A 22,504-nucleotide genomic window follows, 5' to 3' on the forward strand; every position below is an offset into this window, starting at 1 on the left:
TTCGGCGGACAAACCGGGTTCCGGATCGGCCGGAGAGGTTAGTGAGGTCTCAAGGACCGACGACCCGGGAGGCGGGCTCCGTGACTCGACCGAGGATTCTGGTGGTGGGCGCCGGCTTCGCCGGGGTCGGCTGCGTACGGCGGCTTGAGCGGCGGCTCACCGGGCGCGAGGCGCAGATCTCGCTCCTGTCCCCCTTCTCGTACCAGCTCTATCTGCCGCTCCTCCCCCAGGTCGCGGCCGGTGTGCTGACCCCGCAGTCGGTCGCCCTGTCGTTGCGGCGCAGCAAGCGGCACCGGACGCGGATCATCCCCGGCGGCGCGGTCGGCGTGGACACCAAGGCGAAGGTCTGCCTGGTACGGACGATCTCGGGCGAGCTCGTCGACGAGCCGTACGACCACCTGGTGCTCGCGCCCGGCAGTGTGACCCGCACCTTCGACATCCCGGGCCTGAGCGAGCACGCGCGGGGCATGAAGACGCTCGCCGAGGCGGCCTACATCCGTGACCACGTCATCGCCCAGCTCGATCTGGCGGACGCGGGCGAGGACGACGCGGAGCGCGCGGCCCGGCTCTGCTTCGTGGTGGTCGGCGGCGGATACGCGGGGACCGAGACGGCGGCATGTCTGCAGCGGCTGACCCACAACGCGGTCCAGCGCTATCCGCGTCTCGACCCGGCGCTGATCAAGTGGCATCTGGTGGACCTCGCGCCCAAGCTCATGCCGGAGCTGGGCGACAAGCTGGGCGCCGCCGCGCTCGAGATCCTGCGGCGGCGCGGGATCGAGGTCTCGCTCGGTGTCTCGGTGGCCTCCGTGGACGACGAGGCGGTGACGCTCACCGACGGGCGAGTGCTCCCGAGCCGCACGCTGATCTGGACGGCCGGGGTCGCCGCCAGCCCCCTGATCGGCACGCTGGAGGCGGAGACGAACCGGGGCCGTCTGGTGGTCGGACCCGACATGGTGGTGCCGGGTCTCGACGGCGTGCACGCCCTCGGTGACGCCGCCGCCGTACCGGACCTGGCGAAGAACGAGCCCGGCGCGATCTGCCCGCCCACGGCGCAGCACGCCATGCGCCAGGGCAAGCAGGTCGCCGACAACCTCGTCGCGACGCTGCGCGGCGAGCCGACGTACCCGTACCACCACCGGGATCTCGGTCTGGTGGTGGACCTGGGCGGGCGGGACGCCGTCTCGAAGCCGCTCGGCATCGAGCTGCACGGCACGCCCGCCCAGGCGGTGGCCCGGGCGTATCACTGGGCGGCGCTGCGCACCAATGTCGCCAAGACGCGGGTGATGACGAACTGGCTGCTCAACGCCGTGGCCGGGGACGACTTCGTCCGTACGGGATTCCTGTCGTCCCGGTCCGGGACGCTGGCCGACTTCGAGTACACGGACGCGTACCTCACACCCGATCAGGTACGGGCCCACACCTCCGCGCTGCGGGCTCAGGTGTCACCAGGGCCGTGAGCAGGGCCAGGACCGTGAGGAGGGCGCTGGTCCACAGGGGCGCGCGGTAGCCGTGCCCGGCCGCGAGGACGGCGGCGCCCAGCCACGGTCCGAGGGCCGCGCCCACGTTGAGCGCGGCCACGGCGAAGGCCCCGGCCAGGGTGGGGGCTTCGGCGGTGGCCGTGCGGAGCGCGCGGGTGATCAGGGTGGAGCCGACGGCGAACGACAGGGTGCCCAGGGCGAGAACGAGGACGATCGCCGCCGGCGCGCTCCCGGCCGTCAGCGCGAACAGGCTCCAGCCGGCCGCCGCACCTGTGCCGCCCACGGCCACGAGCAGGCCGGGGCGGGTGTCGGAGAGGCGGCCCGCGAGGACCACGCCCCCGAAGGAGCCCGCTCCGAACAGGGCGAGGAGGACGGGGATCCAGCCGGGGGCGAGGCCGGTCACGTCCGTGACGACGGGCGCCAGGTAGGTGAAGCCGCAGAACATGGCGCCGTTCGCGAGGGCGCAGACCAGGAGCGTCACCAGGAGCCGCGGCCTGCGCAGCGCCCGCGCTTCGGACCGCGTGTCACGGGGCCGGGCGCCGGCGTCGCCGCCTTCTGCGGGTACCGACCGGGCGATGGCGAGGAGCGCGGGTACGCAGAGCAGGGCGACGGCCCAGAAGGCGGCGCGCCAGCCCCACAGTTGGCCGAGCAGCGCCCCGCCAGGCACGCCCACGACACAGGCGAGCGTCGTGCCGCCGAGCAGCACGGCGGTCGCCCGGCCCCTGGATTCCGGGCCGACCATGGCGGTCGCGGCGACGAGTGCCACCGCGAGGAATCCGGCGTTGGCGAGGGCGCCGATCACCCGGGTGGCGAGCAGGATCCCGAAGTGTGGGGTGAGGGCGCCGATCACGTGCGTGAGCAGGAAGGTGCCGAGGAGGACGGTCAGCGCGGACCGTCGCGACCAGCGCCTGGCCAGGAGCGCCGTCAGGGGCGCGCCGACGATCATTCCGACCGCGAAGGCGGAGGTCAGCGTCCCCGCGAGCGGGATCGACACCCCCAGCTCCGCGGCGATGTCCGGCAGCAGGCCGGAGAGCATGAACTCGGAGGTTCCCTGGGCGAAGACGGCCAGGCCGAGCAGATAGAGGGCGAAGGGCATCGAGAGGTCTCCACGGTCGAGCAGCGGCGTGAGCCGCACCCGGTGCCGGAACAGGGGTGCGGTGGGCTGCCGGCGCGCGGTCACGCGCGGGCAGGGGAGACGGCCGATCCGTTGGCCTCGGTCACGCTCACGCCCAGCACGACGGACGGCCCCTCAGGGGCCGCGGTGCTTCAGCGGGTCGACTCGGGAAGCCACCGGAGGGCCGGTGGCCGGAGTCTGTCCGACTCGGGGCTCGACATGGGCTCACCGTACGGGGCGTGCCCTCGGCCGGTCCACCCGATAGCGCCGCCCCGTCGCCTCACAGCCAGCCGTTGCGGCGGAAGCTGCGGTGGAGGAGGAAGCAGGCCAGGGCCATGACGCTCACGACGAGCGGGTAGCCGTAGGTCCAGCGGAGTTCGGGCATGTGGTCGAAGTTCATGCCGTAAACGCCGCAGACCATCGTGGGGACGGCGATGATCGCGGCCCAGGCCGTGATCTTCCGCATGTCCTCGTTCTGGGCGACGGTCACCTGGGCCAGATGGGCCTGGAGGATCGAGTCGAGGAGCGCGTCGAAGGACGTGATCTGTTCCGTGACCCGTGACAGGTGGTCGGCGACGTCGCGGAAGTACGGCTGTATCTCCGCCGAGACCAGGGACAGGGGCTGCGCGGTCGCCAGGGCCTGCAACGGACGGTCGAGGGGGGCCACCGCTCGCTTCAGTTCGAGCAGTTCGCGCTTGAGCTGGTAGACGCGGCCGGCGTCGCCGCGGGAGACCTGCTCGCTGAAGACGGCCGTCTCCACGGCGTCGATGTCGTTCTGCACGGCGTCGGCGACGGCGAGGTAGTCGTCGACCACGTGGTCGGCGATCGCGTGCAGCACCGCGGCCGGCCCCTTGGCGAGCTGGTCGGGCTCGGCTTCCAGCGCCTCGCGCAGCGGGCCGAGCGAACCGTGGCTGCCGTGCCGGACGGTGATGACGAAGTCCGGCCCGGTGAAGACCATGAGTTCACCGGTGTCGACAACCTCGCTGGTGGCCGTGAGCTCCTCGTGCTCCACGTAGCGGACGGTCTTGAAGACGGCGAAAAGCGTGTCGTCGTACCGCTCCAGCTTGGGCCGCTGGTGGGCGTGGACGGCGTCCTCGACGGCCAGCGGATGGAGTCCGAACAGCTCGGCGAGCCCGGCGAACTCCTCGACGGACGGCTCGTGCAGACCGATCCAGACGAACCCGTCGCCCGATTTGCGTACCCGTCGCACCGCCTCGTCCGCGGGGCAGGACCCGCGCTGCCGCGCCCCGTCCTCGTACAGCACGCAGTTGACCACCGAGCTGCCCAGCGGCGAGCGGGCGGGGTGGCTCAGGTCGACGGTCCGGCGGTAGGCACGGCGGACGGTGCGCCTCAGGTTGCGGATTATGGGCACGCGGGACTCCTTGGAACGATCAGCGGCCAGTCTGCCACCGACGCACCGCGGACGGGACTCCTGACAAATGTCACGCGTTCCTGTGCGCAAGATCCTCCCGAGGGCTGAGGGCGGCCGGGACGCGGGCGACGAGTATGGGACGACTGCCGATCGAGCGAAACAGGATCTCTTGATGAATTCGTCCCGCAGGGCCCCCCTTTCCGTCGTCGCCGCCGCCACGCTGGTCGCGCTCTCCGCCACGGCGTTACAGGCGCAGGCCGCCGTCACCGCCGCGCCCGGCTCCCCCACGGCCGCCGTCTCCGCCGCCTCGGCGACCGCTGCCGGCCACCGGCTCGACCGCCCCGCGCTGCGCGGCTCGCTCGACGCCTTCCACAAGGCGGGCATGTACGGCGCCTATTCGGCCGTCCGCGACGGCTCGGCGCAGTGGCGGGGAGCCACCGGGTTCGCCGACATCGACAGCCGCCGCCCCACGCGGCCGAACCTCGAGCACCGGGTCGGCAGCATCACCAAGACCTTCACGGCCGTCGCCGTCCTCCAGCAGGCCGGCGCCGGACGCATCGACCTCGACGCTCCGATCGGCCGCTACATCCCGGACATCGTCTCCGACGAGCGGGGGCGGCAGGTGACCGTCCGGATGCTGCTCAACCACACCAGTGGCATCGCCGACTACGTCCTGCCCGCCTTCCCGGGCATCCTGGAGAACCCCGGCAAGACACTCGACGAGCACCGGCTCCGCAAGATCGCCCCCACGGAGCTCGCCCGCCTCGGTCTCGCCGCCCCGCCCGTCGCGCAGCGCGGCACCCACTCGTACTCCAACACCAACTACATCCTGGCCGGGCTGATCCTGGAACGGGTGACCGGCCAGAAGGCCGAGGCGTACATCACCCGCAACGTCATCCGCAAGGCGGGCTTGAGGCACACCTACTTCCCCAGCTCGCCCGCGATCAAGGGCCCGCACGCGCGGATGTACGAGTCCTTCTTCGGCCTGATCGACCCGGCACGCGACTACAGCACCTACGACATGTCGTGGGCGGGAACGGCCGGCGCCCTGGTCTCGACGACGAGCGACCTCAACGACTTCTACCGCCGGCTCCTCAGCGGCCGGTTGCTCGGCACGGCGCAGCTGCGCGAGATGAAGACCACCGTCCCGGCCTACGAGACCCAGCCGGGTGAGGAGGTGCTGATGGGCTACGGCCTCGGCATCTACACCCTCAAGATGCCGAACGGCGGCTGGTACTGGGGCCATGACGGTGGCGTCTTCGGCGCCGGCACCTGGGCCCTTTCGTCCGAGGACGGCCGTCGTCAGGTCGCCATCGGCTACAACCTGATGAAGTACCAGCGCTTCGACTCCGAGGGACGTCCTCTGCCGGACCCCGTCACCGACGCGCTGTACGCCCACGTGGACGGCGCCCTCGGCGGCACCACCGCTCCCCCGCGCGGTGTGACGCCCCAGCGCGCGCAGGGGACGCAGTCGCTGCCCGCCCTGCCGATCGGCCCGGACGCACTCCACCAGGCGACTCTCCGGTAACCCTCCGCCGGCAGCACCCCGCCACCGCCCCGTCGGGGTGTGGCGGACAGGCCGTCACCTGGACTGCAGCGCGTCCAGGGCGACGGCCTGGGCTATCGCCAGGCGGCGGTCGAGGTGCTCGTCGTGGATCGTCAGGACGTACCTGTCCCGCAGGCCGAGGCGCTTGCGCACCGACATGACGGGGCGGTCCGACCGGGCGAAGTCGAAGTGGTACGGCCAGGCGAACGGCAGGATGTCGACGAAGGGGATGATGTCCCAGACCCTGCGCAGCACGGCCACGGTCATGTTCCGCTCGACACCCGTCGTCTCGGCCGCCGCCCCCTCCTCGCTCATGTGCCAGGTGCTGCGCAGCAGCGAGGCGGCGAAGTTCTTGCGGAACGAGCCGACCTGGCTGCCCGAGGCGGCGCGGACGTCGTAGGTCGCGCCGAGGTCCACGACCTGCCGGGCCTGGAAGGTGAAGAGGACCTGCTTCTGGGACTCGTCCGTGTAGAACGTGATCCGTTCCTTCAGGGCCATGCGCTTCTGGTGCGCGAACGCGACCATCTCGCCCTCGGCGCCGTCCGGTCCGGCCGTGTGGACCACGTAGCGGTTGGCCATGGGCGTGATCTTCTGGCTGATGTGAAACTGCTGCTGCGCCTGCTCGAGACCCATGGTGTGCTCCGCGCTCGTCGGTTCCTTCTCGACGATGTTCGCCCGTCGGGAGCACCCGCCGCAGTCATCGAAAGTCGCTTCCCGGGGAGACGAACGGATCGCGTGTCCCCGACCCCGGCTCCGCCTCTCAGGGCCTGTACTCGCCCGACGGGGCGACCGCCCGGCCGGCCGGCGCGCGGACCATCAGCACCAGCGTGACGAGCCAGCCCACCGTCGCGATCCACAGGAGGGCCTGCCCGAGGCCGTCGAGCCAGCCGATGTCCGTCGCCGCCGAGGTCGACAGGCAGGCGACGGCCGTCATCCCCATCGGGAACACGGTGGCCCAGCGTCGTACGTCGTAGCCCGGGCGGCGCGCCAGCAGCTCGGCGCCGAACAGGACGACGTACCAGACGAGATCGGCGGCCAGCAGGACCAGGGTGACCGTCCGCAGGACGGTGTGGGCCCCCGTGCCCGCCCATACGCCGGTGGCGAGGAGCTTGGAACCCGCGAGCGCGGAGATGGCGAGGGCGCCACCCGCCACCCACTGGTCGCCGGCGCCCTCGGTGACCTGGCGGAAGTCGAAGCGGAACACGGCGGCCGCGTAGAGCAGCAGCCCGAGGACGAAGAAGACCAGGGCCGTCCGGGCGAGCCACTCCTCCGCCGCCGGAACAGCCAGGGTGGCTGCGAGGACCGCGAGTCCCTGCGTGGCGACACAGATCAGGAAGACGCCGCCGGGCATCCGGCGCCCCACGTGCCTCAGTACCGCCGTGAGCAGCGGTGCCCACAGCACGGCGGACAGCACCAGGAGGGCGGCGGCCGCCGTGGTCCAGCCGAGGAGCGCCACGCGCACCCCGAGCACCGTCGTGGCGGCGATGGCGGTCAGGGCGGGCGGGGTGTCGGCCTCGGCGACCCATCGGCGCCTGCTGCGCAGCAGGCGGTTGGCGAAATCGCCCGCGAGCAGGACCCACACCACGGCCGCGAGGCAGAGCAGCACGCGGGAGACCGTCTCACGGCCGGTCAGGTGGAACCCGACCGAGAGGATGCCGGTGGCCATCACGGCGGCGCCCGCGGCAGGCGGCAATTCGGCCCACCAACGGGCGACGCGCTCCTTCATGCCCCCTATCGCACCGGCTGCCCGCCGTCCCCGCCACTCGGACACCGGAGGACACGGGAGGACACGGGAGGAAGGACGTGAGACGGCTGGAACGGGCGGTACGCCGCTGGTCAGCCTCCTGCCGCGGTCGCCAGGAGCGCCTCGGGGGTGATGAGTGCCGTGGAGCCGGGGGCCGTGCAGGCGTGGGCTCCGGAGATCGCTCCAAGGCGGGCGCAGGTCAGGACGGGCTCACCGGCGAGCAAGCCGTAGAGGAAGCCGCTGACGTATGCGTCGCCGGCGCCGTTGGTGTCCACGACCGGGGCGTGCGGGGCGACGGCGGGGACATGGTGCGGCGTCGTGCCGCCGTCCCGGGTGAGGACGTACGAGCCGTCCGCGCCCGCCGTCGCGACCACCGTCCGGGCTCGGCCCTCGCGCAGGATCTCCCGCATCAGCGCCGTCGTACCGTCGCCCGCGCCCGCCGCGCTGAGGAAGACGAGGTCGGAGCGGAGGGCGAACTCCCGGTGGTGGTCCGCGAGGCCGTCCCAGTCGTGCAGGTCCGTGGAGACGGGCACGCCGAGTTCCTCGAGGTCGTCGTACAGGAAGCGCGCGAAGTTCATGATCGAGACGTGGACGTGGCGCGCGTGGCGCAGCCGGGGCAGGTAGTGCTCCCTCGGCATGCGCAGGTCCGCCGGGTCCCGGCTGTCGTAGAAGGACATGCGGCGCCCGGTCGCGTCGACGAGGTTCACCGCGCGCCGGGTCCCGGCGGGTGAGATCACCGGGTGGAACTCGACGTCCCCCTCGGCCATCCGCCGCCGCACGAGCGCGCCGATCCCGTCGTCGCCCACGCAGTCGAGCAGGGCGACGCGCAGGCCGAGGGCCCGCGCGCCCAGGGCCACGTTGCCGCCGGTGTGCCCCGGCCACTCCTCGATCGGTCCGACGTGGACCGAGTCCGCGAGGGGGACGGGCAGGGCGTCGACACGGATGACCGTGTCCACCCCGCTTCCCCCGACCACCACGATGTCGTACCGGTCGTTCTGTCGACTCACCTCTGCCGCCTCTCGGTCCCGCCGCGCCCAGTATGGGGCGCCGCCCGCGGGTGGGAGCAGGCGCAGTCCGCGCGAGGGAGCACGCGCCGTCCGCGGGAGCGAGCAAGGCGCCGTCCGAAGGAGCGAGCAAGGGGCTCGTCAGGAGCACGTATACGGGTCGTCAAAGAGCTCGGTCGGGGCGGGGCGCCGGGCCTACCGTCCCTCTATGGAACCTCCTGAACCCTCGTCGCCCGCCGACGGACATACCCCGGTCGCGCACGGCGCGTACGCGGCGCACACCACGCCCGCAGCGCGCGGCGCCCAGCCGACGCACGCTGTGCACGAGGCTCACGAGGTACACGACGACGAGTGGGCCGGCGAGACCCGCGCCGCCGCCGGATGCGCGGCGCTGCTGCTCGCCCTGTCCCTGACGATCGACGCCGGCACGGGCTCCCTGAACACGGCTCGCGTGGCGCTGTGGATCGGGCTCGCGGCCCTGCTGTTCGTGATCCTCATGCCCTCGCGGGTGTCCGCAGCCCCCGGCCGGCTCACGGTCCGCGGCCTGTGGACCCGGCACACCGTCCACACCGACCGCTTGCGGTCCGTCCGCTGGTCGAACGGTGTCTCCCAGCGCCTCGTGCTGCGTGACACCGAAGACAACAGAGCCGAGATCGACCCCCGCGTCCTCATCGCCAACCCCGCCCTCTGGCACCGTGTGGCGGGGGACGCCCGGATCTCCTCGGCCCAGGGCACGCTGCTCTGCGGGGCGACCGCCCTTGACCAACTCTCCCGCCGCATCGACCGGGAGACCACTGAGACCGTCTTCAAGGTCTCCGGCCTGCGGTAGCCGACCCGCCCCGGGTGCGCCCGCCGCGCCCGATCCCGTCCGGTCCCGGCCGGTCGCACGTCCGGTCACGTCCGGGCGCGGAGATCCGGTATCGGGGTGATCATTCCCCTATGGACGAAAAGCCGGTTGTCGTCGGAGTGGACGGGTCGGAGCACAGCCACCTCGCCCTGACCTGGGCCCTGGGTGTCGCGCAGCGGCTCGACGCGCCCCTGGTCGTCGCGCACGTGCGTTCCGAGGCGCTTCAGCTCGGGGAAGCCCGGATCGCCTCCCTCGGCCCGAGCCCCAACATCCCCGACACCGTCCTGAACGGAGTCGGCGCCTGGATCGAGGGGCAGGACGCGCGCGTGCCGGTGCGCTACGAGTCGCTCGACGGCACGGTCCCCGACGCCCTCCTCGACGAGGCCCGGTCGGCACGCCTGCTGGTGGTCGGCTCGCGTGGGCGCGGCGGCTTCGCGAGCCTGCTGCTCGGCTCCGTCAGCCGGTCCCTGGCCGCGTCCGCGCCGTGCCCTGTCGTCGTGGTGCCGCACGAGGAGCGGACCGTGCCGCCGGAGAGCGAGGCGGAGGCGGGGCGGGTCCTCGTGGGGCTCCACCCGGAGGAGACCGCGGACGAGGTCCTCGACTTCGCGTTCCACGCGGCACAGCAACGGGGCACCGTCCTGGAGGTGGTGACGGCCTACCGGCTGCCGCCCTCGGCGGTCCTGATGGTCGCACCGCCCGCGCCGGCCCTGCAGGTGCCGCCCTCGATGCCCTTGGACGACGAGACTCCCGAGCTCGTCCGTGAGACCGCGCGTCTCCAGGAGGAGCGGCTGCGGCCCTTCACCGAGCGGTACGGGGACGTCCAGGTCTCCCCCACCGTCGTACCGGCGGACGCGGCGGGGCGGCTGGTGGAGGGTTCACGCAGCGCGGACCTGGTGGTGGTGGGCCGCCACCGGAGGCACCGGGTCGCGACGCTCCTCATGGGCTCGGTCGCCCACGCCGTACTGCATCACGCCCACTGCCCGGTCGCGGTGGTCCCGTCGCCCACCCCTTCTTGAGGACTTCGCCCACCCCTTCCTGAGGGCGCCGAAGCGTCAGCCCAGGAGGCTCGGAATCGCGCGGGTCAGGACCGAGTCGATCCGGTTCCAGGTCTCCTCGTCGCGGGCCACCGGCGGGAGGGTCTCGCCCTCGCCCGTGCCCCACGTCGTGGCGAGACGCACCGGGTCCTCGCCGGTCGCGGCGGAGGCGGCGAGGGCGGCCGCGCCGAGGGCGACGAGCTCGGTCGCGGCGGGGATCACCACGGGCCGCCCGGAGAGGCACCGGATCGTCTCCCGCCAGGCGTGGCCCTGGGCGCCGCCGCCGATCAGGCGCAGCGGGCGGTCCCGTACGGCCGAGTCGGAGGGGTCGAGACCGCAGGCGACCAGGAGGTCGTCGAGGGCGCGCAGCACGGTGAACGCGGCGCCCTCGTAGGCCGCGCCGAGGACGGCGCGCGGGGTGGTGGTGTGGCGCAGGCCGGTCACGAGGCCGGTGGCGTGCGGAAGGTCGGGCGTGCGTTCGCCGTCGAGGTAGGGCAGGACGACCACGCCGTCGCCGGGTGCGGTGTCCTCGCGGTCGAGACCGAGCAGGCCGGCGAAGTGGTCCACGGCCTGCGAGCAGTTGAGGGTGCAGCCGAGCGGGAGGTACGTGCCGTCGGCGGCGGCGAACCCGGCGAGTCCCGCGGCGGCGGGGCGGGTACGGGTCGCGGCGAAGACGGTGCCCGAGGTGCCGAGGCTGACGACCGGGTGGTCGAGGAGTCCCGCGCCGCCGAGACCGAGGCCTACGGCGGCGGCCATGTTGTCCCCCGTTCCGGCGGCGACCGCGACACCGGCCGGCAGTCCGAGCGCGCGGGCCGCGTCCGGGGTGAGCGTGCCGACGGGGGTGGCCCCGCTCGTGGCGACGGCGGGCAGCAGGGCCGGGTCGAGGCCGAGGAGGCGGAGGATCTCCGGGTCGTAGGCGTGGGTCGCCGTGTCGTACCAGCAGGTGCCGGAGGCGTCTCCGGGGTCGGTCGCGGCGAGGCCGCAGAGGCGCTCGGTCAGGTAGTCGTGGGGCAGCCGGACGGCCGCCGTGGCCTCCGCGACGGAGGGTTCGTGGGCGCGCAGCCACTGCCAGGTGGTGGCGGTCATGGAGGCGACCGGCACCGAGCCGGTGCGGGCGAGCCAGCGGTCCGGGCCGCCGAGCGCGGCCGTCAGCTCGGCGGCCTGCGGCGCCGACCGGGTGTCGTTCCAGAGCACGGCCGGGCGGAGCGGGCGGCCCGCGCGGTCGAGGACGACGAGGCCGTGCTGCTGGCCGGCCACGGCGATGCCGGTGACGGCGCTCGGGGGTACGTCCGCGGTGGCGAGGGCCGCCGCGACCGCCTCGCAGAGGGCGGACCACCACTGCTCGGGGTCGCTCTCGCGGGCTCCGTCCTCGCCCGTGACCGTGTGCGCGGCCCGCCCGACGGCGCGTACGGCGCCGGTGGCCACGTCCACGACGGCCGCCTTGGTGGACTGCGTGGAGCTGTCCACGCCGATCACGACCGGGGGTGCGGTGCGCGTCGCCGCCATCGGTGTCACCTTTCGTCGAACCGCGTGACCACTGGCGCGGGATCGTCCCGTGCCGTATTAGTTATCTCAGAAAACAAATAGAGGGGCCAGACCTCGCCGCGCCCCTCTCCTCCCCGTGGACGCGCAGAAGAGGGACAGATCATGACGGAAGCCTTCTCCCCCGAGCCCTTCTCCCCCACCCCCGGCGACCGGTTCACCTTCGGTCTGTGGACCGTCGGCTGGCAGGGCCGCGACCCGTTCGGCGAGGCCACGCGCCCCGCGCTCGACCCCGTGGAGTCGGTCGAGCGGCTCGCCGCGCTCGGGGCGTACGGCGTCACGTTCCACGACGACGACCTCATCCCCTTCGGCGCCTCGGAGGGCGAGCGCGAGGCCGTGGTCAAGCGCTTCCGCGCCGCCCTGGAGCGCACCGGCCTGGCCGTGCCGATGGCCACGACCAACCTCTTCACCCACCCCGTCTTCAAGGACGGCGCCTTCACGGCCAACGACCGTGACGTGCGGCGCTACGCCCTGCGCAAGACGCTCCGCAACATCGATCTCGCCGTCGAGCTCGGTGCGTCCACCTATGTCGCCTGGGGCGGCCGCGAGGGCGCCGAGTCGGGCGCCGCCAAGGACGTCCGGGTGGCCCTCGACCGGATGAAGGAGGCCTTCGACCTCCTCTGCCAGTACGTCACCGAGCAGGGCTACGCGCTGCGCTTCGCGATCGAGCCGAAGCCGAACGAGCCGCGCGGCGACATCCTGCTGCCGACGATCGGTCACGCCCTCGCGTTCATCGAGCGTCTGGAGCGGCCCGACCTGGTGGGCGTGAACCCGGAGACCGGCCACGAGCAGATGGCCGGGCTCAACTTCCCGCACGGCATCGCCCAGGCGCTGTGGGCGGGCAAGCTCTTCCACCTCGACCTCAACGGCCAGTCGGGCATCAAGTACGACCAGGACTTCCGCTTCGGGGCCGGGGATCTGCGCCAGGCGTTCTGGCTGGTGGACCTGTTGGAGACGGCCGGCTACCAGGGGCCTCGGCACTTCGACTTCAAGCCCGTGCGCACGGACGGCTTCGACGGCGTGTGGGAGTCCGCGAAGAACTGCATGCGCAACTACCTGATCCTGAAGGAGCGCGCCGCCGGATTCCGCGCGGACCCCGAGGTCCAGGAGGCGCTGACCGCGTCCCGTCTGCCCGAACTCGCCCTGCCCACGGCCCCCGACGGTCTCGCCGGCCTGCTCGCGGACACCGGCGCCTTCGAGGACTTCGACGTCACGGCGGCGGCCGAACGGTCGATGGCCTTCGAGCGGCTCGACCAACTCGCCCTGGAACACCTGCTGGGCGTACGCCGCTGACCCCGACCGATCCCCACCCAAGCCGAGTGATCCACATCACTCCGCCGCGCCGATGATTCCTCGGGCTGCCCACCGTCTTCCTTACGAGAGCACACCGCACCGGAAGGAACACGCGCCATGACCGAGACCGTCAAGGGCCCCGCCAGCTACTTCCCCTCGATCGAGAAGAAGTACGGCCGTCCCGTCGCCGAGTGGAAGGAGCTCATCCACGCCTCGCCGCTCACCCAGCACATGGAGCTGGTCGGCTGGCTGAAGACCGAGCACGGCCTCGGTCACGGCCACGCCAACGCCCTCGTCGCCCACACGCTCGCCGAGTCCAAGGACCGCTGAGGCGCCGCGCCTAGCGCGTGTCGCCCTCCCAGTCCCAGTGGAGGTCATCGCCCTCCCGGGGGCCGTAGCGGGCGTGGCCCCCGGGGCCGTACGCGCCTATCTCGGTGGCGAGGGCGGCGCCCTCGTCCAGCTGGCCACGCGTCCAGCCGGTGACGTCCAGGAGGAGGCCGTCCAGGGGGCCGGCCACCAGCTCGCGGTAGTCGTGGCCGGGTAGGGGGCCGGGGTAGGGGTCGTCATGGTCGGCGCCGTACACGCGGCCTCGCATCAGCTCGTCCATACTCCGCAGCATCGCACCCGGCACTGACACTCGCCCCGTCACGGAGGTCCGTTCAGGCGCCGACGGTGCCGTCCACGCCCTCCCGCAGGAAGTCCGCATGACCGTTGTGGCGCCCGTACTCGAGCAGCACGTGCACCATGACCATCCGCAGCGAGACCTCCTTGTCCCACCGGGGCTGGTACCCGGCGAGGTCGAGGGAGCCGGCCTCCCGTTCGATACGCCGGGAGTTCTCCACCTCCGCCTCCCAGGCCGTGAAGGCCTCCGCGCGCGTCGAGCGGCTCGCGTCGTACGCAGCCTGGAAGTCGACCTTGTCCGACCAGACCATCGGGGCCTCGCCGTCCTGGAAGACCCGGCGGAACCAGGCCCGCTCGACCTCCGCCATGTGCCGGACCAGGCCGAGCAGCGTCAGCGTGGACGGGGGCATCGACCGCTCCCGCAGCTGTGCGTCGTCGAGCCCCTCGCACTTCCTCGCGAGCGTCGCGCGGTGGTAGTCGAGAAAGGCGCGCAGGGTCTCGCGTTCGTCACCGAAGTGGGGCGGCGAGACGCGCGGGTCGGCGGTCACGGGCATGGCTCCTCGTCACGATCCTTCGCGGGCCGCGAACTTACCTCGGCTCTCCGGGTGGGCGCTCCTCGTTCACGCGCCCGCGCTCCGCCGTGAGGGAGGCGACCAGCACGCCGGCCAGACCTGCCCACACCAGCACGGCGCCACCGCCGACGGTCGCCCAGCCCACGGCGCCGAGCACGCACGCCACCCCGAGCCCTGTGCCCAGTGCGCGGCGGTCGGTGGCGAAGGCCCAGACCCGTCGGCCGGCGCCGGGCGTACGCATCTCGAGCACCGCCGCGCGGCACACCAGGGCCAGGGCGGCGAGCATCGCGGTCATCACGGACGGGTCCATGCCTTCGCCCTCCCCGAACATGGTCGCGCAGACCGGCCGGATTCGCTCCGGATCGCCCGAAGGACGGCGGACGCCTCCTCGATAGCCTCCTCGGATGTCTCCTCGGCAGCCCCTCGGCGGTCCGAGATGCGGGGCCCCTTCGCCGGGGAGCATGCTGGCAGTGTGATCCCGCACGGCGTGGCCGGACAGGACCCGTCGACCGAGAACGAGGAAGCGCCCGGGAGCGTGGACACCGACGGGAGGCTGCTCGACGCGCTGCCGCTGGTCGTGGCCGAGGCCGCGCTGCGGACGATCGAGGCGGTCGGCGGCTACGCGGGATGCGTGTACTTGCGCTCCGGGACCCCGGGGCTGCTGCGGATGACCGTGCTCGCCGGGCTGCCCGGCTCCCTGTTCCGCCCCTGGTGGCGCATGCACGTGAACCGGCCGTTCCCCGTCGCGGAGGCCCATCGCTCGGGCCAGCCGGTGCACCTGGCGGACGTCGAGGAGGCCATGCGGAAGTTTCCGCAGCTCGTGGCCAGTCTGCCGTTCCCCTTCGCCTCCCTGTACGCGCCGATCGTCAGCGGCCGCGAGCGGTTCGGCGTGCTCGTGGTGCTGCGTACGCCGACCCCCGGTGTGCCGGTGAACGCCCGGGACCGGAGCCGGATGGCACGGGAGGCCCAGCGGCTCGCGGCGGCCCTGAAGGACCTCGCGGACGCCGGTACGACCGTGGAGTGGCCCGATGAGCCGGTGTGCGTCCAGCTCCCGTCCGCTGGCACGAAGCCGGTGCGGATCGGCACCTTCGACTGGGACCTGAACACCGGCGAGGTCCTCGCCGACGAGGGGCTGCGGGCGATCCTCGGCGACGACGACACCGTCCCCGGCACGATCGAGGCGCTCACGGCCCGCCTCGCCCCGGAGGACGCGTACGCGCTGTGGACGATGGCGCGCCGGGCGGCCGAGTCCGGTTCCCGGGTCGCGCGCCGGATCCGGCTCAAGGGCCCCGACGGCGGGCTGCATCTGCTGGAGGTCTCGGCCCGCGTCGCGCCGGGCGGGCCCGCGGGGCGGCTGGCCGGCTCGCTGGTCGACCTGGGCACGGGCCTGGTCGGCTCCGACGCCGTCGACCGGCTGCCCCGGGCGATCCTGGCGATCGACCGGCTCGGCCGGGTCACCTATGTGAACCATCTGACCGAGGCGCTCCTCGGCGTCCCCCGCGCCTCGCTCGCCGGGCGGAGCATCTGGGAGGTGCTGCCCTGGTTCGGCCAGCCCGCCTACGAGGAGCATCTGAGGGCCGCGCTGCTCTCGGACGAGCCGGTGCACTTCCTGGTCCACGCGGCCGAGAAGGAGTGGCTGTCGGTCTCGCTCTACCCGGGACACGACGGCGTGACCCTGGTGCTCGTACCGGAGGGGGATCCCGCCTACGAGCCCGCCTCGGTATCCCGGCCGGACGTGGGGCTGGGCTCTCCGGCGGACAAGGCGTCGGCGCTCTACCGGCCCGTGGCGCTGGCCATCGCGCTGACCGAGGCGATCACCGCCCGCCAGGTGTCTGCGGTGGTGACCGACGAGCTCCTGCCGGCGTTCGGCGGCAGGCAGCTTGCCATCTACCTGCTGAGCGACCGGCATCTGTACCTGGCGTGGGAGACCGGGTTCCCGCCCGGGTTCCTGGAGCCGTTCGACGGCGTGGGGCTGGACGCCCACATGCCGGGTGTCGAGGCGCTGACGACGGGCCGCCCACTGTTCTTCGAATCGATCGAACAGATGAGCCGGGCCTACCCGGACCTCCCGCTGGACGCACTCTCGGGTGCGCGTGCGTTCCTGCCGCTGATCGCCTCGGGCCGGCCGGTCGGCTCGTGCATCCTCGGCTTCGACCGGCCGCGCGGCTTCAGCCCGGAGGAGCGCACGGTCCTGACGGCGCTCGCCGGGCTCATCGCCCAGGCCCTGGAACGGGCCCGCCGGTACGACAGCGAGGCGGCGCTCGCCCGCGGCCTCCAGGACGCCCTTCTGCCCGCCCGGCTGCCGGTCCGCGACCACGTCGACACGGTGGCGCGCTACCTGCCCGGCACGCAGGGCATGGACGTGGGCGGCGACTGGTACGACGTCGTGGAGACCAAGCGGGGCCTCCTGGCCCTGGTGTGCGGCGACGTGCAGGGGCACGGTGTCGCCGCGGCGGCGACGATGGGGCAACTGCGCAGCGCGGTGCGGGCCTTCGCGCTCGGCGGCCATGCCCCGGAGGAGGTCTTGAAGGGCACGAACCGGCTGCTGATCGACCTCGACCCCGGGCAGTTCGCCAGCTGCTGCTACGTGGTGCTCGACCCGGCGACGGGCGTGGCCGAAGCCGTACGCGCCGGGCATCCGCAGCCCCTCCTGCGGCACCCGGACGGGACGGCGGAGGTCCTGGAGCTGGCGGGCGGTCTGGTCCTGGGCATCGATGCCGACGCCACGTATCCGGTCACGGAACTGCAGCTGGAACCCGGGGCGGTGCTCGCCCTGTACACGGACGGCCTGGTGGAGCGGCCGGGCCACGACATCGACGAGGGGATCGAATGGCTGCGCCGTACGTTCTCCGTGACGGGGTCGATCGCGCTGACGGAGACGGCGGACCGGCTGATCCGGGACGCCCGGCAGGCCAGCGACCGGCCGGACGACATCGCCCTGCTGCTCGCCGCCCGTTGGACGGACTGACCGCCCTCACCCGGTCGGCGGCGCGGCGCTGGTCGGCGGGTCCGGGGCCGGGAAGGCTGGGGCCATCGAGCAGGCATCCCGAGGAGGACGTGTGCAGCAGGACAAGCAGCCGGAGTACGGCCCCGTGGTCTTCCGTGACCGCTCCGCCGGGTTCGCCTTCCTGACCCGGTCGACGGCGACGAGCGAGCAGACCATCGAGTGGGACGACGGCAACACCTATCCCGTGGTCGACGTCGAGATCTCCTCCGAGAGCCACCCGTTCTACACGGGCAAGGCGCGGACGGTGGACGCCGAGGGCCGGATCGCGAAGTTCGAGCGGCGCTTCGGGGAGGAGTCGCCCTCCTGAGGTGACTTTCTGACGCCGCCGACAGAAACGGCCGACCGCCCCCACGTGGTGCTCTGCGGGGGCGGTCGTGCGAAGGGGTACTCCTCAGGGCCTCGGCTCGTCCTCCGGCCGCACCAGCGCCAAGATCACTATCGCCGAGTCCGGCGTCATCGAGGGCTGAGCCGTACGGCCTGCATTTCCGTCATTCCCGGTCACGCGGCGCACGCACGGGCTGCCCTTCGAGTCACGCCACCCCGCCGATGTCCGGCGTCTGGGGGAGCGCCTCGCTCACCAGGGGAGCCGCCCCGTCCAGGAGCGGGGTGACCGGGTTGTCGTTCTGCAGGAGACCCGTGGGGCCGGCCGTGCCGTGATCGGCGGCGGAGGCGTGGGGCGGCGGGGTCACGAGGGCCGTGACGACACCGGCGGCGAGGGAGGCGATGGCGAGCATGCTGCGCTTCTTCATGCCCTGGTCAACTGTTGGGACGCTCCGGGGTTACGGCCTGCGGACCAGGTGAACGGATTCGCCGGGAGCGCGCTCCACGCGCGCGTGCGCCCCGCGCGAAGGCCGTCGTGGGGACGGCCTCCGTTCACGCCTTGCTCACCGGCCCCGCTCAGAGGTCGGTGCCCGTCTCCACGTACACCGTCGTGCCGGAGCGCCGGGCGCGGTCGATCTCAGCGAGCCGGGCGAAGTTCCTCGGTGCCATCTCCCGCTCCCACTCGGCCAGGGTCCGCACGCGGAACTCGCTGTGCTCCTCGGGGTCGAGGACGACGCCCGCGAGCTGCTCGTCCGTCAGGACACCGCCGTCGAAGATGAAGCCGATGTGATTGGCGGGCCAGTCGTCGCCCCGGTGGGAGACGAAGTGGGTGCCGAGGAGCCTCGGCTCGCCCCGGAAGACGATCCCGGTCTCCTCGTGGCACTCGCGGACGGCCGTCTGCCAAGGGGTCTCCCCCGGGTCCATGTTGCCGCCGGGCCACTGCCAGAGTTCGGTGGCGTACGTGGCGCGGAGTTGGAAGGGCCTGCCGTCGGTGTCGGTGAAGTACAGGCAGGCGTACGCCGTCGCCCTCGGCAGCGTCGCGATGTACTCGGCGGGCGGCAGCCAGGTGTTCGCCATGGGTCGGCTCTCCTTCGACCGGGTGGGTGGAACCTCCATCCAATCGGTCGCGGTCGCCCGGCCCCGCTCACGACGATCATGTCCACCGGATCGTGTGATCACGGCGTCACCAGCCCCGTCTCGTACGCGATGATGACGAGCTGGACCCGGTCGCGGGCGTCGAGTTTGGCCAGCAGGCGGGTCACGTAGGTCTTGGCGGTGGCGACGCTGATGACGAGTTCGTGGGCGATCTCGGTGTTGGACAGGCCGCTGCCGATGAGGGTCAGGACCTCGCGCTCCCGCTCGGTGATCGAGGTGAGTTCGCCCCGCCGCGGCGCGCCCGTCGCCGGGCGGCCCGCGAAGTCCTTGATGAGGCGCCGGGTGACGCTCGGCGCGATCAGCGCGTCCCCGGCGGCGACGACCCGGATCGCGGCGAGGATCTCGTCGAGCCCCATGTCCTTGACGAGGAAGCCCGAGGCGCCGGCGCGCAGCGCCCCGTAGACGTAGTCGTCGTCATCGAAGGTCGTGAGGACGAGGACGCGAGTGGGGCCGGGCTCCGGCCCCTCCGGGCCGGGGTCGGACAGGATGCGTCGGGTGGCCTCGATACCGTCCATGCCGGGCATACGGAGGTCCATGACGATGACGTCGGGGCGGAGGGTCTCGGCCAGGGCGACGGCCTCGGCGCCGTCGCCGGCCTCGCCGACGACGGCGAGGTCGGGGGCCTCGGCGATGACCATCCGCAGGGCTGTGCGTACCAGGGGCTGGTCGTCGGTGAGGACGATGCGCACGGGGTGGTCGGCACGGTCGGCGGTGGGGGCGGTCATCGGACTCCTGTAGGGACGGGAGAGGCGGGAGGTACGGGGAGGCGGGCGGCGACCCGGAAGCCGCCTTCGGGGCGTGGGGCGGCGGAGAACTCGCCGTGCAGGAGGGCGACGCGTTCGCGCATGCCGGCGAGACCGTATCCGGGGCTCGTACCGGGACTCGTCCCGGATCTCTCGCCTCGGCCGTCGTCGACGACCTCGATGCGGAGCTCGTCCGCCTGGGCGTCGACGGTGACCCGGCAGGAGTCGGTGGCGGCATGGCGGACGACGTTGGTGACGGACTCCTGGATGATGCGGAACGCCGACAGGTCGATGTCCGGTGGCAGCGGGCGCCGTTCGCCGTGCCAGGTGACGTCGACGCGGACGCCGACGGCGGTCGTCGCGGCGGCGAGCCCCTCGACGTCGGCGAGTCCTGCGATGGGCTTCAGCCCGGCGCCGTCCGGCTGTTCGTGCTCGCGCAGGGCGCCGAGCATCCGCCTGAGCCCCGAGAGGGTCTCGCGGCTCGCGTGCTCCACGGCGGTCATCGCCTCGCGCGCCGCGTCCGGCTGGGTGGCGACCACCCGTGCCGCCGCGCCGGCCTGGAGGGCGATGACGCCGATGGAGTGGGCGACCATGTCGTGCATCTCCCGGGCGATCCGGAGCCGTTCGTCGGTGACGGCCCGCGCGGCGGCCTGGGCGGCCGCGTGTTCGCGTCCCACGCGGGCCTGGTGGGACGAGCGGCCGAGCAGCCAGGCGACGACCGCGGTGAGGGCCACCGCCAGCTCGGCGGAGGTGCCGGCCTCCCACCCCATCACCAGTCGGAACGACAGGAAACCGACGAGGACCGCGAGCGCGAGGGCCAGGGCGATGAACCCGGTGCGGCGGGGCCGCTGGGCGGCGATGGCGTACAGCGCCACGTCGACCGCGAGGAACTGGGCGAGGGGGATCTCCGCGACACCCAGCGGCATCGTCGCGGTCACGGAGGCGAAGAGCAGCATGCCGAGCGCCGGCAGCGGCCGACTGCTCAACAGGCGGGCCCCGGCGAGGGTTCCGGCGGTCGCAAGCGCCGTGGACAGCAGGCCGTCCCAGCGCAGATACAGGACCCCGATACGGACGGCCGGTTCGCTCTCTCCGGGCAGCCCGGTCCGCATCAGGTAGGCGAACAGCGCACCCGCGCACCACGCGAGCACCGTCCAGGTGGCGAGGGACACGCGTCTGACCAGGGGAAGCGGCGTGGTGCTGGGCATGATCCCGATCGTAGGCGGGTGCGGTCGCACGGTCATCGGACTCGGGGTGTACACCCCAAGTCGACAGCGGGCCGCGCCGAGTGTCCGCCCTGGGCCGACGACGCGCCGGCCTCCGCCCGGCACGGTGGTTCCCGTGATCGACGTCAACGAACTCACCAAGCGCTACGGCGCGACGACGGCCGTGAACGGGCTCACGTTCGCGGTCCGCCCCGGTCGCGTCACCGGCTTCCTCGGGCCCAACGGGGCGGGCAAGAGCACCACGTTGCGGATGGTCCTGGGGCTGCATGCCCCGACCAGCGGCTCCGTGACGGTCGACGGGCGCCCGTTCCGCGACCGGCCGCGCGGGCTGCGGCACGTCGGGGCGCTGCTCGACGCGGGCGATGTGCACGGCGGGCGGACCGCTCGCGCCCATCTGTCGCTCCTGGCCCGCAGCAACCGGATTCCGCCCTCTCGGGTCGACGAGGTCCTGGCGGAGGTGGGTCTCACGGGGGCGGACGGGCGGCGGATCGGCGGGTTCTCGCTCGGGATGCGCCAGCGGCTCGGGATCGCGGCCGCGCTGCTCGGCGATCCGCCGGTGCTGCTGTTCGACGAGCCCCTCAACGGCCTGGACCCGGAGGGCGTGAAGTGGGTACGGGGGCTGTTCCGGCGGCTGGCCGGCGAGGGCCGCACGGTCTTCGTCTCCAGCCATCTGATGTCGGAGATGGAGCACACGGCGGACGATCTGGTGGTCGTCGGCCGGGGCGAGCTGATCGCGGCGGAGAGCCTGGCCGCGTTCTCGGCCCGGGGCACGCAACGGGGCGTGACGGTCTCGACCCCGGACGCCGCCGCCCTGCGGGAGGTGCTTGTCGCCGAGGGCGCATCGGTCTCGACGCACGCATCGGGCGGCGAGCTGCTGGTCGTGTCGGGGATGCCGGCGGCCCGGATCGGCGAGCTGGCGCTGCGGCACCGCTTCCCGTTGCACGAGCTGACCACCCGTAAGGCCTCTCTCGAGGAGGCGTTCATGGAACTCACCGCCGACAGCGTCGAATACCTCGCAGGGGAAGGCCGATGACCTCTCTCGCCACCGTACGTCCGTCCGCCGAGGTCGCGATCGGGGAGCCGCGTCCGCGCTTCCGGGACCTGCTCGCCGCCGAGTGGATCAAGCTGTGGTCGTTGCGGTCGACCCCGTGGTCCCTGCTTCTCACGGAGCTGGTGGTCCTCGCCTTCAACGTGGGGACGGCGTACGACCACTACCGCTACTGGCCGACGTTCGACCCGGAGCATCAGGCCCTTTTCGTCGCGGACAGGATGGCGCTGTGGGACGCGTTCAACGGCAACGCTGCCCTGGTCGTCATGCTCGCCTTCGCCGCCTTCGGCTCGATGACGGTCGTCGGCGAGTACAGCAGCGGGATGATCCGTACGACGTTCGCGGCCGTCCCGGCCCGCCGGGCGGTCATGGCGGCGAAGGTGGTCGTGGTCGCCACGGTGACGACGGCCGTCGGCGCGATCGTCGCCGCCTCCTCGTTCGCCGCGACCCAGGGCATCCTGTCGGCGCGGGGCGCCGGCTTCCCGATCACCGAACCGGGCGCGCTGCGCCTGGTCGTGGCGTCGGCGCTGCTCGCGCCGGTGTCGGCGCTGGTGGGCATGGCGATCGGCGCGGTGCTGCGGCGCAGCGGGGCCACCATCGTCACCAGTGTGGTGGTGCTGCTCCTCGTCCCCGCCGTGATCACCGAACAGCGGTACTGGTCGGCTGTCGTCAGCCACACGCTCCCCTACGGGGCGTGGGAGCGGCTGGTGCAGGCCGGACCGTACGAGGTCCCCTTCCCCTGGTCACCGGGCGGGGCGTGGTGCGTGTACGGGGCGTGGGCGCTGGTCGCGGCCGTGGTCACGGTGACCGCGGTGCACCGAAGGGACCAGTGACGCCGAC

The 22,504-nt window shown here is 72.9% G+C and carries 23 protein-coding genes; 10 read left to right on the top strand and 13 right to left on the bottom strand.

Going from position 1 to position 22,504, the window contains the following annotated elements; all coding sequences use genetic code 11:
* Positions 1-80: 80 nt before the first annotated feature.
* Positions 81-1,457, top strand: a complete 1,377-nt coding sequence (locus tag AB0F56_RS15130; protein ID WP_362008821.1) for an NAD(P)/FAD-dependent oxidoreductase — start codon at positions 81-83, stop codon at positions 1,455-1,457.
* On the opposite strand, the gene AB0F56_RS15135 is transcribed toward AB0F56_RS15130, so the two are convergent.
* Both AB0F56_RS15135 and corA read right to left on the bottom strand, forming a co-directional pair.
* Positions 1,393-2,574 carry a Cmx/CmrA family chloramphenicol efflux MFS transporter gene (locus AB0F56_RS15135; protein ID WP_362009498.1) on the bottom strand — a complete coding sequence of 394 codons (1,182 nt, stop codon included), beginning with the start codon at positions 2,572-2,574 and terminating at the stop codon, positions 1,393-1,395. The two genes, AB0F56_RS15130 and AB0F56_RS15135, sit on opposite strands and share 65 nt — an antisense overlap.
* 298 nt (positions 2,575-2,872) lie before the next feature.
* Positions 2,873-3,964, bottom strand: a complete 1,092-nt coding sequence (gene corA, locus AB0F56_RS15140; RefSeq protein WP_362008824.1) for a magnesium/cobalt transporter CorA — start codon at positions 3,962-3,964, stop codon at positions 2,873-2,875.
* Positions 3,965-4,136: 172 nt separating this feature from the next.
* On the opposite strand from corA, the gene AB0F56_RS15145 reads away from it, so the two are divergent.
* The gene (locus AB0F56_RS15145; RefSeq protein WP_362008827.1) at positions 4,137-5,492 is read left to right on the top strand and encodes a serine hydrolase domain-containing protein; all 1,356 of its coding nucleotides are present in this window, start codon (positions 4,137-4,139) and stop codon (positions 5,490-5,492) included.
* Between the two features lie 54 nt (positions 5,493-5,546).
* Here the strand turns inward: AB0F56_RS15145 and AB0F56_RS15150 are convergent, their stop codons facing one another.
* The 3 genes from AB0F56_RS15150 to AB0F56_RS15160 form a co-directional block, all read right to left on the bottom strand.
* Positions 5,547-6,143, bottom strand: a complete 597-nt coding sequence (locus AB0F56_RS15150; protein ID WP_362008829.1) for a hypothetical protein — start codon at positions 6,141-6,143, stop codon at positions 5,547-5,549.
* A 127-nt stretch (positions 6,144-6,270) separates the two neighbouring features.
* Complete coding sequence (locus AB0F56_RS15155) at positions 6,271-7,236, bottom strand: tellurite resistance/C4-dicarboxylate transporter family protein (protein WP_362008831.1); 966 nt, start codon at positions 7,234-7,236, stop codon at positions 6,271-6,273.
* A gap of 110 nt (positions 7,237-7,346) precedes the next feature.
* Entirely contained in the window at positions 7,347-8,261 is a 915-nt protein-coding gene (locus AB0F56_RS15160; RefSeq protein WP_362008833.1) for a PfkB family carbohydrate kinase, read from the bottom strand.
* Between the two features lie 205 nt (positions 8,262-8,466).
* Between AB0F56_RS15160 and AB0F56_RS15165 the strand changes: the two genes are divergently transcribed.
* Positions 8,467-9,087 (top strand): hypothetical protein, encoded by a 621-nt coding sequence (locus AB0F56_RS15165; protein WP_362008835.1) that lies wholly within the window; start codon positions 8,467-8,469, stop codon positions 9,085-9,087.
* A 110-nt stretch (positions 9,088-9,197) separates the two neighbouring features.
* Positions 9,198-10,121 (top strand): universal stress protein, encoded by a 924-nt coding sequence (locus AB0F56_RS15170; RefSeq protein ID WP_362008836.1) that lies wholly within the window; start codon positions 9,198-9,200, stop codon positions 10,119-10,121.
* A gap of 36 nt (positions 10,122-10,157) precedes the next feature.
* Here the strand turns inward: AB0F56_RS15170 and xylB are convergent, their stop codons facing one another.
* The gene (gene xylB / locus AB0F56_RS15175) at positions 10,158-11,645 is read right to left on the bottom strand and encodes a xylulokinase (protein WP_362008839.1); all 1,488 of its coding nucleotides are present in this window, start codon (positions 11,643-11,645) and stop codon (positions 10,158-10,160) included.
* 141 nt (positions 11,646-11,786) lie between these two features.
* Here xylB and xylA point away from each other — a divergent pair, with 141 nt between their 5' ends.
* Both xylA and AB0F56_RS15185 read left to right on the top strand, forming a co-directional pair.
* Positions 11,787-12,974 (top strand): xylose isomerase, encoded by a 1,188-nt coding sequence (gene xylA, locus AB0F56_RS15180; protein ID WP_362008841.1) that lies wholly within the window; start codon positions 11,787-11,789, stop codon positions 12,972-12,974.
* A 117-nt stretch (positions 12,975-13,091) separates the two neighbouring features.
* A complete protein-coding gene (locus tag AB0F56_RS15185) occupies positions 13,092-13,304 on the top strand; it encodes a DUF4287 domain-containing protein (RefSeq protein ID WP_362008843.1) in 213 nt (70 codons plus the stop codon).
* A 10-nt stretch (positions 13,305-13,314) separates the two neighbouring features.
* Here the strand turns inward: AB0F56_RS15185 and AB0F56_RS15190 are convergent, their stop codons facing one another.
* The 3 genes from AB0F56_RS15190 to AB0F56_RS15200 are packed head-to-tail and all read right to left on the bottom strand — an operon-like array spanning position 13,315 to position 14,477.
* Complete coding sequence (locus AB0F56_RS15190; protein WP_362008845.1) at positions 13,315-13,581, bottom strand: hypothetical protein; 267 nt, start codon at positions 13,579-13,581, stop codon at positions 13,315-13,317.
* 52 nt (positions 13,582-13,633) lie between these two features.
* Positions 13,634-14,143, bottom strand: coding sequence for a DinB family protein (locus AB0F56_RS15195; RefSeq protein ID WP_362008848.1), 510 nt, complete (start codon positions 14,141-14,143; stop codon positions 13,634-13,636).
* 40 nt (positions 14,144-14,183) lie between these two features.
* On the bottom strand, positions 14,184-14,477 hold the full coding sequence (locus AB0F56_RS15200) for a hypothetical protein (protein ID WP_362008851.1): 294 nt from the start codon (positions 14,475-14,477) through the stop codon (positions 14,184-14,186).
* A gap of 243 nt (positions 14,478-14,720) precedes the next feature.
* On the opposite strand from AB0F56_RS15200, the gene AB0F56_RS15205 reads away from it, so the two are divergent.
* Both AB0F56_RS15205 and AB0F56_RS15210 read left to right on the top strand, forming a co-directional pair.
* Positions 14,721-17,135 (top strand): SpoIIE family protein phosphatase, encoded by a 2,415-nt coding sequence (locus tag AB0F56_RS15205; protein ID WP_362009500.1) that lies wholly within the window; start codon positions 14,721-14,723, stop codon positions 17,133-17,135.
* 91 nt (positions 17,136-17,226) lie between these two features.
* A complete protein-coding gene (locus tag AB0F56_RS15210; RefSeq protein ID WP_362008853.1) occupies positions 17,227-17,481 on the top strand; it encodes a type B 50S ribosomal protein L31 in 255 nt (84 codons plus the stop codon).
* 223 nt (positions 17,482-17,704) lie between these two features.
* On the opposite strand, the gene AB0F56_RS15215 is transcribed toward AB0F56_RS15210, so the two are convergent.
* From AB0F56_RS15215 to AB0F56_RS15230, 4 genes are all read right to left on the bottom strand, one after another.
* Complete coding sequence (locus AB0F56_RS15215) at positions 17,705-17,923, bottom strand: hypothetical protein (protein ID WP_362008856.1); 219 nt, start codon at positions 17,921-17,923, stop codon at positions 17,705-17,707.
* A gap of 148 nt (positions 17,924-18,071) precedes the next feature.
* On the bottom strand, positions 18,072-18,572 hold the full coding sequence (locus AB0F56_RS15220; RefSeq protein ID WP_362008859.1) for an NUDIX domain-containing protein: 501 nt from the start codon (positions 18,570-18,572) through the stop codon (positions 18,072-18,074).
* Between the two features lie 98 nt (positions 18,573-18,670).
* Entirely contained in the window at positions 18,671-19,375 is a 705-nt protein-coding gene (locus tag AB0F56_RS15225; RefSeq protein ID WP_362008860.1) for a response regulator transcription factor, read from the bottom strand.
* Positions 19,372-20,598, bottom strand: coding sequence for a sensor histidine kinase (locus AB0F56_RS15230; RefSeq protein ID WP_362008863.1), 1,227 nt, complete (start codon positions 20,596-20,598; stop codon positions 19,372-19,374). Before AB0F56_RS15230 ends, AB0F56_RS15225 begins: the two co-directional genes overlap by 4 nt.
* 133 nt (positions 20,599-20,731) lie before the next feature.
* Between AB0F56_RS15230 and AB0F56_RS15235 the strand changes: the two genes are divergently transcribed.
* Positions 20,732-21,649 carry an ATP-binding cassette domain-containing protein gene (locus tag AB0F56_RS15235; RefSeq protein ID WP_362008866.1) on the top strand — a complete coding sequence of 306 codons (918 nt, stop codon included), beginning with the start codon at positions 20,732-20,734 and terminating at the stop codon, positions 21,647-21,649.
* Positions 21,646-22,497: an ABC transporter permease gene (locus tag AB0F56_RS15240; RefSeq protein WP_362008867.1), complete on the top strand. Its 852-nt coding sequence runs from the start codon at positions 21,646-21,648 to the stop codon at positions 22,495-22,497. Before AB0F56_RS15235 ends, AB0F56_RS15240 begins: the two co-directional genes overlap by 4 nt.
* The last annotated feature ends 7 nt before the right edge of the window (positions 22,498-22,504 follow it).

This window comes from Streptomyces sp. NPDC026092, assembly GCF_040638605.1.
GTDB lineage: Bacteria > Actinomycetota > Actinomycetes > Streptomycetales > Streptomycetaceae > Streptomyces.

What these genes read in the sequence shown, in the direction of transcription:
- AB0F56_RS15150 (WP_362008829.1), bottom strand. Translation starts at nt 6,143, where the DNA reads ATGGGTCTCGAGCAGGCGCAGCAGCAGTTTCACATCAGCCAGAAGATC.
- AB0F56_RS15155 (WP_362008831.1), bottom strand. Translation starts at nt 7,236, where the DNA reads ATGAAGGAGCGCGTCGCCCGTTGGTGGGCCGAATTGCCGCCTGCCGCG.
- xylB (WP_362008839.1), bottom strand. Translation starts at nt 11,645, where the DNA reads ATGGCGGCGACGCGCACCGCACCCCCGGTCGTGATCGGCGTGGACAGC.
- AB0F56_RS15135 (WP_362009498.1), bottom strand. Translation starts at nt 2,574, where the DNA reads ATGCCCTTCGCCCTCTATCTGCTCGGCCTGGCCGTCTTCGCCCAGGGA.
- AB0F56_RS15170 (WP_362008836.1), top strand. Translation starts at nt 9,198, where the DNA reads ATGGACGAAAAGCCGGTTGTCGTCGGAGTGGACGGGTCGGAGCACAGC.
- AB0F56_RS15225 (WP_362008860.1), bottom strand. Translation starts at nt 19,375, where the DNA reads ATGACCGCCCCCACCGCCGACCGTGCCGACCACCCCGTGCGCATCGTC.
- AB0F56_RS15200 (WP_362008851.1), bottom strand. Translation starts at nt 14,477, where the DNA reads ATGGACCCGTCCGTGATGACCGCGATGCTCGCCGCCCTGGCCCTGGTG.
- AB0F56_RS15185 (WP_362008843.1), top strand. Translation starts at nt 13,092, where the DNA reads ATGACCGAGACCGTCAAGGGCCCCGCCAGCTACTTCCCCTCGATCGAG.
- AB0F56_RS15145 (WP_362008827.1), top strand. Translation starts at nt 4,137, where the DNA reads ATGAATTCGTCCCGCAGGGCCCCCCTTTCCGTCGTCGCCGCCGCCACG.
- AB0F56_RS15215 (WP_362008856.1), bottom strand. Translation starts at nt 17,923, where the DNA reads ATGAAGAAGCGCAGCATGCTCGCCATCGCCTCCCTCGCCGCCGGTGTC.
- AB0F56_RS15240 (WP_362008867.1), top strand. Translation starts at nt 21,646, where the DNA reads ATGACCTCTCTCGCCACCGTACGTCCGTCCGCCGAGGTCGCGATCGGG.
- AB0F56_RS15220 (WP_362008859.1), bottom strand. Translation starts at nt 18,572, where the DNA reads ATGGCGAACACCTGGCTGCCGCCCGCCGAGTACATCGCGACGCTGCCG.
- xylA (WP_362008841.1), top strand. Translation starts at nt 11,787, where the DNA reads ATGACGGAAGCCTTCTCCCCCGAGCCCTTCTCCCCCACCCCCGGCGAC.
- AB0F56_RS15230 (WP_362008863.1), bottom strand. Translation starts at nt 20,598, where the DNA reads ATGCCCAGCACCACGCCGCTTCCCCTGGTCAGACGCGTGTCCCTCGCC.
- AB0F56_RS15165 (WP_362008835.1), top strand. Translation starts at nt 8,467, where the DNA reads ATGGAACCTCCTGAACCCTCGTCGCCCGCCGACGGACATACCCCGGTC.
- AB0F56_RS15190 (WP_362008845.1), bottom strand. Translation starts at nt 13,581, where the DNA reads ATGGACGAGCTGATGCGAGGCCGCGTGTACGGCGCCGACCATGACGAC.